Here is a 10,683-nt window from a genome sequence, read left to right as displayed (position 1 = left end):
CCTTCGTCGACGCGCGCGATGACGGGCGGGTCGAAGGCGCGCAGGCGAGCCGCGATCTCGTTCGCGCTCAGCTCGTCACAAGTCACGGCCAGCACGAAGGTGGGCAGCATGGCTCCCGGGGTGGAGCCGCCCCCGATCACGCTTTCATCTTCTTCCACACTCACGCGCAGCTTCTTCGCGTCGGCGACGGCGGCAGCCAGCTTCTCCGTCCGCTGCCGGAGTTCTTCCTTGGTCCGCCGCATCATGGCGAGCGCGGGGATGGCGGCGTGATCCTGGCGCAGATAAGCGAGCAGCGTGGCTTCGAGCGCAGAGTAGGTGAGCTTGTCCACGCGCAAGGCGCGGAACATGGGGTTGGAGCGGACACGCGCCACGACTTCCGCGTGCCCGCTGAGCAAACCGGCTTGCGGCCCGCCCAGCAGCTTGTCGCCGCTGTAGGTCACCAGGTCGCAGCCGGCGCGCAGGCTGTCTGTAACGCCGGGCTCGCCGGTCACGCCGATGGAGCGCAGGTCGAACAGCGCGCCGCTTCCCAGGTCTTCCATGAGCGGCAGCTTGTGCTTGTGAGCCAGGGCTACCAGCTCCGCCAGTTCCGGCTGCTCGGTAAAGCCCACGATCTGGAAGTTGGAACGGTGCACGCGCAGGATGAGCTTGGTCTTTTCGCCTATGGCGCGCTCGTAGTCAGCCAGGCGGGTGCGGTTGGTGGTGCCCACCTCGCGCAGCACGGCGCCGGATTTCGCCATGACGTCCGGGATGCGGAAGGAGCCGCCGATCTCCACCAGTTCGCCGCGCGACACGATGACTTCGCCGCCTTCGGCTAAGGTGTTGAGCGCCAGCAGCACCGCGGCGGCGTTGTTATTGACCACCACGGTGCGGACGTCCTGGTGGCCCTCGAGGTCCAGCAGGCGGCGGAAGAGGCGGTCGGCGTGGACGTCACGCTTGCCACGCTCGCCGGAATCGAGGTCGAACTCCAGGTTGGAGTAAACGCCGGCGACCTCAGTGACTCGCTCGAGCGCCGCCTTCGCCAGGGGCGCGCGCCCCAGGTTGGTGTGCAGGATGACCCCGGTGGCGTTGATCACCGGGCGCAGGGAGTACTCGGCGGCGTGCCGGACCAGGCGCTCGATGGCGCCGGCGATGCCGGCCAGCGCGACTTCCACGCCCGTGGAATCCAGGTGTCCCTCGGCGATGACCGAGCGCAGACGGTCCAGGACCGTCCGTGCCGCAGCAGTTACGGACGCCTGACCTTCCCGCTGCGCCAGTTGCGCAATCTCGGGGCGGCGCAAGACCTCGTCGACCGCGGGCAGACGGCGAAGCAGGGCGGCTTTGTCGATGGCCGGCACGGGAGTGATTATCTCATCACGTGGGACATCAATCTAACCCACCTCCACCAGCCCGTAGCGCCTTTGCCAGTGGGCTTTCAGGTGGGCGAAGACACGGCTGATGTCCTGGGCCGAGAGGTCGGGAGCAGGTCCGGCAGCGACGCGGGCGGCTTCACGGCGTGCGGTTTCCAGCAGTTCCCGGTCGCGCAGCAGGTTGGCCACACGGAAGTCGGGCATGCCGGCCTGACGGGTGCCGAAGAATTCGCCGGGGCCGCGCAACTCCAGGTCCAACTCAGCGATCTCGAAACCGTTGGTGGTGCGCACCATGGCGTCCAGACGCTGCTCGGCGTCCTCGGTGACCTTGCCGCCGGTCATGAGGATGCAATAGCTCTTGGCGGCGCCGCGGCCGATGCGTCCACGCAACTGATGAAGCTGGGCCAGGCCGAAGCGTTCGGCGTGCTCCACCACCATGACGGTGGCGTTCGCGACATCGACGCCGACCTCGATGACCGTGGTGGAAACCAGCACGTCAATCTCGCCCGCGCCGAACCGGCGCATGACTTCTTCCTTCTCGTCCGCAGGCAGGCGGCCATGCAGCAGGCCTATGCGCAGGTCAGGGAGAATCTTCTTGCGCAGCTCGTCATACATTTTCACGGCTGCCTTCAGCGTGAGGCGTGGAGGAGGTTCGGGGAAGAGCCTCGGGGTTTCTCCAGGGGCAGCCGGGGACGGCCGCGCGACCGCCGGCGAGACGCCGGCGCTACGCATCCGTGCGGATCCGTCTTCCTCCGTAGCTGCCTCTTGCTCCTTTTCCTCGATGACGGGATAGACGACGTAGGCCTGGTGTCCCATCTGCACCTGGCGGCGGACGAAGGCGAACACTTCGTCGGAGCGCTCATCCGGGACACGGCGGGTGACGATGGGGGAACGGCCCGGCGGCATCTCGTCGAGCAGGCTGACGTCGAGATCGCCGTAGAGCGTCAAGGCCAGCGTGCGCGGGATGGGCGTGGCGGTCATCACCAGCACGTCGGGCTCGGGCTCCTGGCCGACTCCGGTCGCGGCCGGCTTCTTCATCAAACGGAAACGCTGCAGCACGCCGAAGCGATGCTGCTCATCCACAATCACCAGCCCCAGGCGGGCGAACTCGACCTTTTCTTCAATGAGCGCGTGCGTGCCGATGACCAACTGGACGTCGCCGCGGGCAATGTGGCGGCGTGCGGAACGCTTCTGGGCGGGGTCGAGCGAGCCGGTCAACAACACAATGCGGTAGCCGGCCCTCTCCAGCAGAGTACGGGCGGCCAGGTAGTGCTGCGTGGCCAGGATCTCGGTCGGAGCCATGAGCGCGGCCTGGCAGCCGTTCTCAATGGCGATGATGGCGGCCTCGAGCGCCACGATGGTCTTGCCCGAGCCCACATCCCCCTGCAACAGCCGTCGCATGGGCGAGGGACGCTCCATGTCGTGCGCAATCTCACCCAGCACGCGTTTCTGCGCCGCGGTGGGATGGAAAGGAAGGATGCGTTTGATAGCCTGGCGCGCCTTGTCATCCAGCCGGAAGCTGATGCCGGGCTGCTGGCGCAACCGGCGGCGCTTCAGTTCCAGGCCGACTTCGAGAAAAAAGAGCTCTTCGAAGATGAGGCGACGGTGGGCGGCGGTGCGGGCGGACTGCAGGTCCTCGAAGGGCGTGCCGGGCTCGGGCCAGTGGACCCGCCAGAAAGCTTCCCGACGCGGCAGAAGTTGCAAGGCGTCACGCATGGCGGGCGGGACACCATCGGGAATCTCCGCCGCCAGGTTCTCCAGTACGCCGTGGATGACGCGCCGGAACCAGCGCGAGGTCAGCTTGCCGTGGGCCGCGGACTCGTAGATGGGCACGATGCGCCCGATCTCCAGCGAGGCGGCCGCGGGATCCTCGCCTTCCGAGTCCAGCACCTCAAACTGCGGCTGCACCAGTTGCAGGCGGCCGCGCCCCTTGAAGGCTGCTTCGACCCGCCCGTAGAGCGCCACGCGCTCGCCAGGCTGGAATTTTCCGCGCAGGTAGGCGGCGTTGAACCAGACGCACTGCAGCGCGTCGCGCCCCTGGGCCACGGTCATCTGGAAGATGGGCATGCGCCGGGTGCGGAACAGACCGGAGGTGCGCACCTCGCCGATCACGGTGGCCATCTCCCCGGGACGAAGCTGCGCAATGGCGCGCGGGTTGAGCCGGTCCTCGTAGCGAAACGGCAGGTGATAGAGCAGGTCTTCTACCGTGGTGATGCCCTTCTCCGCCAGGAGATCGGAAATCTTCGGACCTACACCCCGTACGTATTGCACCGGCGTGTGCAGTTCGAGCATCGGCAGGGGATTCTCGCTTGGGGGGCGGCGTGGGCGCAAGAAGACGGGCGGCCCGCAGGCCGCCCGTTCCTTCCGGTCGAAGGTCAGTTCTTCTTGGTGGTCTTGGAGCGCTTGTAGGAGGACTGGATCTCGGAGCCGATGTATTGCAGCAATTGCTTGGCATTCTCGGCGTAGGGTCCTTCAGGAGCCAACTCCAGGTACTTGTTGAAAGCCTCGGCGGTGCCGGGAGGCGCGTTGAACTTGTTGTTCTTGTCCATGGCGCCCTTGCCGATGAGAAGGGATCCCTTCTGGAAATAAGCATTGGCGTTGGTGGGGTCGGCAGCGATGCACTTATCGAACGCCGCCAGCGCCTCATCCAGGCGGCCAGCGTTGGTCAGCACCGCTCCCATATTGAAATAGTATTGGCCGGCGCCGATGGGATCGGCCGCCGCCGCCGACTCATAGGCCGCCACCGCTTCATCCACTTTGCGGCTGCCGGCCAGCGCCTGTCCCAGGTTGTTGTAGTAGGCGCCAGAGGGTTTGATGGCGACGGCTTTCTGATAGGCGTCAGCGGCTTCGGCATAGTGCTTGCCGGCAAGGTAGGCGTCGCCCAGGGTGTACCACAGGAGGTCCTTGGTGGGGTCTACGCTCACCGCCTGCTGCATGACGGAGACCGCCTGTTCGGGATTCGGAGGGTCGCTGGTCAGTGCGGTGCGGGCCTGCGCCAGCAAGTCGTTCAGGTTCTTGATCTTGACGTTCTCTTTCTGGGTTTCCTCGAGCTGCTTGCGCTGCGCTTCAGTCATCTGCGGAGCAGAAGTGGCACGTTCCTTGGCCATGTCAAAATCGAGAGTATTGACGCCTTCCACGCCCGAAAGGGTGACGGTGACGTTGTTGAAGAAATACAGGCTGCGCCCGGCCTTCTGCTCCTCTTCGTTGCGGTACAAGGTGACCTTGTATTTGCCGCTCTGCAGGCCGATCGAGTAGTAATCGCCGCTCTTGTTGGTCTTGATGTTGTACTTGCGGCCGGTATCCAGACTGGCGTACTCGACGATAGCGTTCACGATGGGCTGGTGCTGTTCGTCGGTGCAACGGCCCTTGACGGTAGCCATCTGGGCCTGGGCGGGAGGCAAGATGGCCAGCGCCACGACCGCCCCCAGAGCTGCAAGCATCAGTTTGGTTCTCATAACTCTTCCTCCCGGCGTCATGAATCGCCGTTTCATCAATGCCGTCATCCGTGCGTAAGTACGCTGGACAGGTACGCGATGGGGTCCTGGGCTCCGGCTTCGCGGAAGGCGCGCAAGCGAAGCACGCAACTCTCGCAGGCGCCACAGGCGCGATCCTCGCGGCTGTAACAAGACCACGTTAAATCGAAGGGCGCTCCCAGTTCAAGGCCCAGGCGGACAATCTCATGCTTGCGCATGCCGATGAGCGGCGCCACTACCTCGATGCGGCCCTCGCGGGTGCCGGTGCGGATGAGCTGGTTGAAAGCCTCGTAGTAGGCCGGGCGGCAGTCCGGGTAGCCGGAGCTATCCTGCTCGACGGCGCCGATGAACACCTTTTCCGCGCCCAGCACCTCCGCCCAGCTCACGGCTGCGGCCAGAAAATGCGCATTGCGGAAGGGGACGTAGGTCACCGGGATGTCCAGGCCGATGCGCTCGGTGACGTCGGGCACGGCCAGGGCCAGGTCGGTGAGGGCGGACCCGCCGATGGCTGCCAGCGCCGGGTTGTGGATCGTCAAGCGGTTCTGGATGGCCAGGTGGTCGCAGATGCCCTCGAAGGCCCGGCGCTCGCGCTCCTCGGTGCGCTGGCCGTAGCTTACGTGCAGTGCCGAGGCGTCAAAGTCGCGGGCCGCCAGCGCGGCGCAGACGCAGGAATCCATGCCGCCGCTGAGGAGGACCACGGCGCCGGGGCGTGACTCGACGGGCTTTGCCATCTGCCTATTGGATGAGTTCTGCAGGCGATTTGCTGCCCTGATTCTAGTACAGGCGGCGGGTTGCGAAGTAACGTTACCGCCCTAGACGCCCTTGGTTTCCGGCGGCCAGATGAACTTGTGGACCTGCAGACCCAGGCGCACGGGGAGACCATCGGCCAATATCCACTCGGCGAGCTGGCGCGGGTCGAGCAGGCAGTGCGAAACGTCACGCGGACCGGCGGCGTCCTTGCGGAAGGCGGGAGAGAAAATGAGGGCGCCGGCCCGCGAACCGAGGTCGTGGCGGCGGGTGAAGTCGCGGGCAAACTCGTAGTCGGCGCGGTCGGCGAGGACGAATTTCACCTCGTCACGCGGCGTGAGCGTGCCCAGGTTCTCCAGCCGGAAAGTGTCCGGCTCGCCGGAGTGCGGGCACTTGACGTCCACCACCTTCACCACTTCCTTCGGAACAGCGGCCAAGGGGCGCTCTCCGCTGGTCTCCAGCAGGACGGCGTAGCCGGAAGGCAGCAGGCGACCGACGAGCTCCAAGACTTCCCTCTCCTGCAGCATGGGCTCGCCGCCGGTGATCTCCACCAGCTTGATGGGCGCCAGCCGGTGGACCTCGGCTTCGACTTCCTCGACGGTCATCTTGTGGCCGCCGCTGAAGGTGTACTCACTGTCGCACCAGGTGCAGCGCAGGTTGCAACCTGTGAGGCGCACGAAGATGCACGGCAGCCCGGTGTATGAGGACTCGCCCTGCAACGAAGCGTAGATTTCGGTGATCTGCACTAGGAGTACCGGGTACCAGGTACTGGCTACTAACTTACTCGAAGTACGTGGCGGTGGTGGAATCCGTCTCCCACACGGTGACTTCCTTCACGCGGATGCGGTTGTCGGTAGCCATGCTCAGGCGGGTGCGGGCGCATTCGTAGAAGTACTTGGCCAGGTTCTCGGCGGAGGGATTCACGGTCTTGAAGGGCTCGAGGTCGTTCATCATCTGGTGGTCAAGACGCTCGATGGTGTTCTTGAGGACGTCCTTGAGGTCCTTGAAGTCCAGCAGGAGGCCGGCCTGGTCCAGGTCTTTGCCTTCCAGCGTGATGCGCACACGATAGTTGTGTCCGTGCGGCTTCTCGCACTTGCCCCGGTAATTGCGCAGGTAGTGGCCTGCGGCGAAGGATTCTTCCACGGTCACCTGGAACATGAACACCAGCCTTCAGCGGTCCGCATTCAGCCTGGACATTGTAGCGTGAGCCGCAGGGCCTGTCCCGAAACGCTGGCCTACTTTCCGTTTCACTTGGCCGGTTGCTGGAAGAAGGCTTCGACGTCGGCGAACTCGGTGGTGCGGCGGTAGGGAGGCAGGCTCTCCAGGAAGACGGTTCCGTAGCGCTGGCGCAGCACGCGATTATCCAGCAGCACCAGCAGGCCGCGATCGTCGAGCGAACGGATCAGGCGGCCGAAGCCCTGTTTGAGGGTGATGACGGCGGAAGGCACCTGGTAGTCGAGGAAGGCGTTGCCACCCTCCTCGTCGATGGCGCGGATGCGCGCGGCCACCACCGGGTCGCCCGGCACGGCGAACGGCAGGCGGTCGATGATGACGCAACTGAGCTGCTCGCCCTGCACGTCCACGCCCTGCCAGAAGCTGGAGGTGGCGAACAACACCGCCCCCGGGGTCTGGCGGAATTCTTCCAGCAGCGCGTTCTTGGGCGCCGTGCCCTGCAGGAACAGCGGGAAATCGAGCTGGTCTTGCAGGCGCTGATAAAGGTCGCGCATCTGAGCGTAGCTGGTGAACAGGCAAAAGGCGCGGCCCTGGGTGATCTCAAGCGTGCGGCGGATGAGCTCAGCGGCGCGCGGCGCGAACTGCGGCACCCGCGGGTCGGGCAGACCCGGAGGGATGTAGAGCAGCGCCTGGCCGGCGTAGTCGAAGTGCGAGGGTACGACCGACTCACGCGCGTGGTCGAGCCCCAGCCGCCGGCGGATGTACTGGAAGTTGCCGCTCACGGCCAGCGTGGCCGAGGTGAGCACGCTGGTCTCAAGGTCTTCCCACAAGCACTCGCGCAGAATCTGGGAGACGTCGATGGGCGTGGCCTGCAGGAAGACGTGGGTGGCCGATTCTCGTGGGCCGCGGGCGCGCTTCTCGTCGGCCCTGCCTCTTCGTTCTTCGCTTCGGCTTCGCCGGTCGATCCAAAAAACCGTGTTGCGGTCGGGCGATTCCAGCAGGAAGCTGGTCTGTACGCGCAGCTCCTGCGCCCGCCTCGCCAGCCGGACGATCTCTTCCGGCCGCTCGGGCAGCGCCTCGAGCGTCGAGGCCAACCCGCCCAGGGCGTTGAGCAGGGCCAGGTAGTCGTCGCCGTTCTCTTCCAGGAACTCGCGACGGTTCTCGAAGGCGAAACGCCCTTCGCCCGGCGGCAGCAGGGCGAAGAAGAATTGCGCGCGATCGCGCACGCTCTGGGCGGCCGCCTTGACGTCTGGCGTGAAGGCCTGCTTGAGCTTGGTGGTGCCTTCGATGTCGCGTACCAGGTCAGCGAAGCGGAGGTCGCTGACCGTCACACCGAAGTAGCTGGAGGCTACGTCCTCCAGTTCATGAGCCTCGTCGAAGATGACGGCCGCGAATTCCGGCAGGATGCCGACGTCGCGGGCGCGATCGGGAATCTGGCGGATGGCGAGATCGGCGAAGAACAGATGATGGTTCACGATGATGATGTCGCTCTCGGCGGCGCGGCGATGCATCTCCGTGATGAAACAACGGTCGAACTGCGGGCATTTCTGGCCGGTGCAGGCTTCGGCGCGAGCGTCGAGGCGCGGCCACAGAGGGCTGGCTTCCGGCAACGCCGCCAGCTCGGCACGGTCGCCGGTTTCGGTCGTCTTCTCCCAGGCGGCGATGAGCTGATAGTGCTCCACCTGCTCGAGGCCGGTGAGCACCGGGCGGTCGGTCAGATCGTAGAGCTTCTGCCGGCAGAGGTAGTTGTTCCGCCCTTTCATGTAGCAGACGCGCAGCTTGCCCAGTCCGGCTTCACGCTCCAGGAACGGAACGTCCTTGTAGAAGAGCTGTTCCTGCAGGGTCTTGGTGCCGGTGGAGATGACGACGCGCTTGCCGCAGCGGATGACGGGCAGCAGATAGGCCAGCGTCTTGCCCGTGCCGGTGCCGGCTTCGACGATGAGGTGCCGCTTTTCCGCCAGCGCCTGCTCGACCGCCTGCGCCATCTCCAGTTGCCCGCGGCGGAATTCGTAGGCGGGATGCGTCTTGGCGAGCAGGCCTCCGGGGCCGAAGAAGGCGTACAGCGAAGGCTGCGTGGCAGTGGTCACGGCGGGCGTCTCTATAATAGCCGCGGGCCGCGCTCGCAATGACAAACCACATCCCAACCATCGCCATCGTGGGTCGGCCCAACGTGGGCAAGTCCACGCTCTTCAATCGCATCCTGGGGAAGCGGCGGGCCATCGTGGGCGACGAGCCCGGCATCACCCGCGACCGCATCTACGGAGAGACCGAGTGGACAGGACGCAGGCTGCGCGTGGTGGACACCGGCGGCATCATCCCGCACGAGAAAGAGCTCATCCCGGCCGAGATCTTCCGACAAGCCAAGGTTGCCCTGGAAGAGAGCGCGGCGGTAGTCCTGGTGGTGGATGGGCGCACCGAACTGGCCGCGCCGGACATCGAGTTGGCCCGCCTACTGCTGCGCACCGGCAAGCCCTTGTTCCTGGCAGTGAACAAAATCGACACGCCGAGGCTCGAAGCCCAGGTCGAGGACTTTCGGCGGCTGGGCATCCGCGAAGCGTTTCCGGTTTCGGCGGAGCACGGCACGGGCGTGGCTGAACTGCTGGATGCAGTCCTCGGAAGGATCCCGGCTCCAGCGAGGGAAGGACTCGGCGAAGAGAAAGCCGAAGAGGTCGAGCCTGCCGAGCCGAGTGAGATCAAGGTGGCGATCATCGGGCGGCCGAACGTAGGCAAGTCCACACTACTGAACCGGCTCGCGGGAGTTTCCCGCGCCATCGTTTCAGAAATCCCCGGCACCACGCGTGACGCGGTGGACGAAATGGTGGAGCGCGACGGGCATCGCTACCGCTTCATCGACACGGCGGGTATCCGACGCAAGGGCAAGACGAAGCTCATGGCGGAGAAGCTGTCGGTGGTGATGGCGCGCAAACACCTGGAAGCGGCGGACGTGGCCCTGCTCATGATCGACGCCCTCGAAGGTGTGACCGCGCTGGATGCCAATATCGCCGGCTACGCCCATGAAAGCGGGCGCTCGGTCATCGTCGTAGTGAACAAGTGGGACCAGGTGAAAGCCGGGGCCGAAGCCGGCCGCGCCTCCAGGGCGGTAACGCCGAGAGAGTACGAGCAGCGCCTGCGCTACAAGCTGAAGTTCCTGTCCTACGCGCCCGTGCTCTTCATCTCCGCGCTCGAGGGACGCGGGGTGGAGAAAGTCTTCGCTACCGTGGAGGAAGTGGCGGCGGAGCGCAGGAAGCGCGTCTCCACCGGCGAAATCAACCGGTTCCTGAAGACCGTGGACTTCGAGCGCGCGGGAGTGCCGGCCGCCAAAAAGGTGAAGATCTACTACATGACCCAGGCGGCTACCTCGCCACCGACCTTCATCCTGTTCACCGACAGGGCGGTGAAGTTGCACTTCTCCTATCAACGATTCCTGGAGAATCAGATCCGGCGGGCCTTCGGGTTCGCCGGGACGCCTATCTGGATCAAGAACCGCGCGCGGCGGTGAACGGCTAAGCGCCGGCCTCAGGCACGATGGGGATGGGCGGCGGGACCGGACCCATCCGCGCGCCCAGCCGCGCGTAGCGGGCGCCAAAGAAGCGCAGCGTCCAGGATTGGAAGAAGAACACCGCAGGCACGGAGATCAGCGCCCACAACCAGATCAAAAGAACCAGCAGGATCATTCCCACCACGATGGCCAGCGCAATGGTACCGGCGTTCCAGGTCAGCCCGGCGGCTTTGCCAGCGAAGATGGCTGCCGCGGCCACCAGGCCGATGGGCACCAGCAGGATGAGGGTGACGATCAACTGCGCGATACCGAAGACCAGCGCGGCACCCACCGCCAGGATGACCTTCATGATGACGTACACCGCGTAGCCGCCCTTGTCTGCGCCCAGCATGGGCAAGAAACGGCGCCAGCCTTCCACGGCCCCCACGTCGTCGAGCGCCATCAC

General features: G+C 65.4%; 9 protein-coding genes. 1 reads left to right on the top strand and 8 read right to left on the bottom strand.

Going from position 1 to position 10,683, the window contains the following annotated elements; translation table 11 throughout:
- The 7 genes from selA to VLE48_00555 form a co-directional block, all read right to left on the bottom strand.
- The coding region (gene selA / locus VLE48_00585; GenBank protein HSA91482.1) for an L-seryl-tRNA(Sec) selenium transferase at positions 1-1,334 on the bottom strand (1,334 nt) is incomplete at its 3' end.
- A 33-nt stretch (positions 1,335-1,367) separates the two neighbouring features.
- A complete protein-coding gene (gene recG, locus VLE48_00580) occupies positions 1,368-3,638 on the bottom strand; it encodes an ATP-dependent DNA helicase RecG (protein ID HSA91481.1) in 2,271 nt (756 codons plus the stop codon).
- An 83-nt stretch (positions 3,639-3,721) separates the two neighbouring features.
- The gene (locus VLE48_00575; protein HSA91480.1) at positions 3,722-4,801 is read right to left on the bottom strand and encodes a tetratricopeptide repeat protein; all 1,080 of its coding nucleotides are present in this window, start codon (positions 4,799-4,801) and stop codon (positions 3,722-3,724) included.
- A gap of 44 nt (positions 4,802-4,845) precedes the next feature.
- The gene (gene queC, locus VLE48_00570; GenBank protein HSA91479.1) at positions 4,846-5,574 is read right to left on the bottom strand and encodes a 7-cyano-7-deazaguanine synthase QueC; all 729 of its coding nucleotides are present in this window, start codon (positions 5,572-5,574) and stop codon (positions 4,846-4,848) included.
- 57 nt (positions 5,575-5,631) lie between these two features.
- Complete coding sequence (locus VLE48_00565; protein HSA91478.1) at positions 5,632-6,312, bottom strand: radical SAM protein; 681 nt, start codon at positions 6,310-6,312, stop codon at positions 5,632-5,634.
- A 34-nt stretch (positions 6,313-6,346) separates the two neighbouring features.
- Positions 6,347-6,724, bottom strand: coding sequence for a 6-carboxytetrahydropterin synthase QueD (queD, locus tag VLE48_00560; GenBank protein HSA91477.1), 378 nt, complete (start codon positions 6,722-6,724; stop codon positions 6,347-6,349).
- 89 nt (positions 6,725-6,813) lie between these two features.
- The gene (locus VLE48_00555) at positions 6,814-8,826 is read right to left on the bottom strand and encodes an ATP-dependent DNA helicase (GenBank protein HSA91476.1); all 2,013 of its coding nucleotides are present in this window, start codon (positions 8,824-8,826) and stop codon (positions 6,814-6,816) included.
- A 38-nt stretch (positions 8,827-8,864) separates the two neighbouring features.
- On the opposite strand from VLE48_00555, the gene der reads away from it, so the two are divergent.
- Positions 8,865-10,238 (top strand): ribosome biogenesis GTPase Der, encoded by a 1,374-nt coding sequence (der, locus tag VLE48_00550; protein ID HSA91475.1) that lies wholly within the window; start codon positions 8,865-8,867, stop codon positions 10,236-10,238.
- A 4-nt stretch (positions 10,239-10,242) separates the two neighbouring features.
- Here der and VLE48_00545 read toward each other — a convergent pair.
- A partial coding sequence (locus tag VLE48_00545) for a hypothetical protein (GenBank protein HSA91474.1) occupies positions 10,243-10,683 on the bottom strand: 441 nt, incomplete at its 5' end.

It is taken from the genome of Terriglobales bacterium (genome assembly GCA_035454605.1).
Classification (GTDB): Bacteria; Acidobacteriota; Terriglobia; order Terriglobales; family Acidobacteriaceae; genus DATMAB01.
The sequence above is the reverse complement of the archived record's forward strand: the minus strand, read 5'-3'. Positions and strand labels throughout refer to the sequence as shown.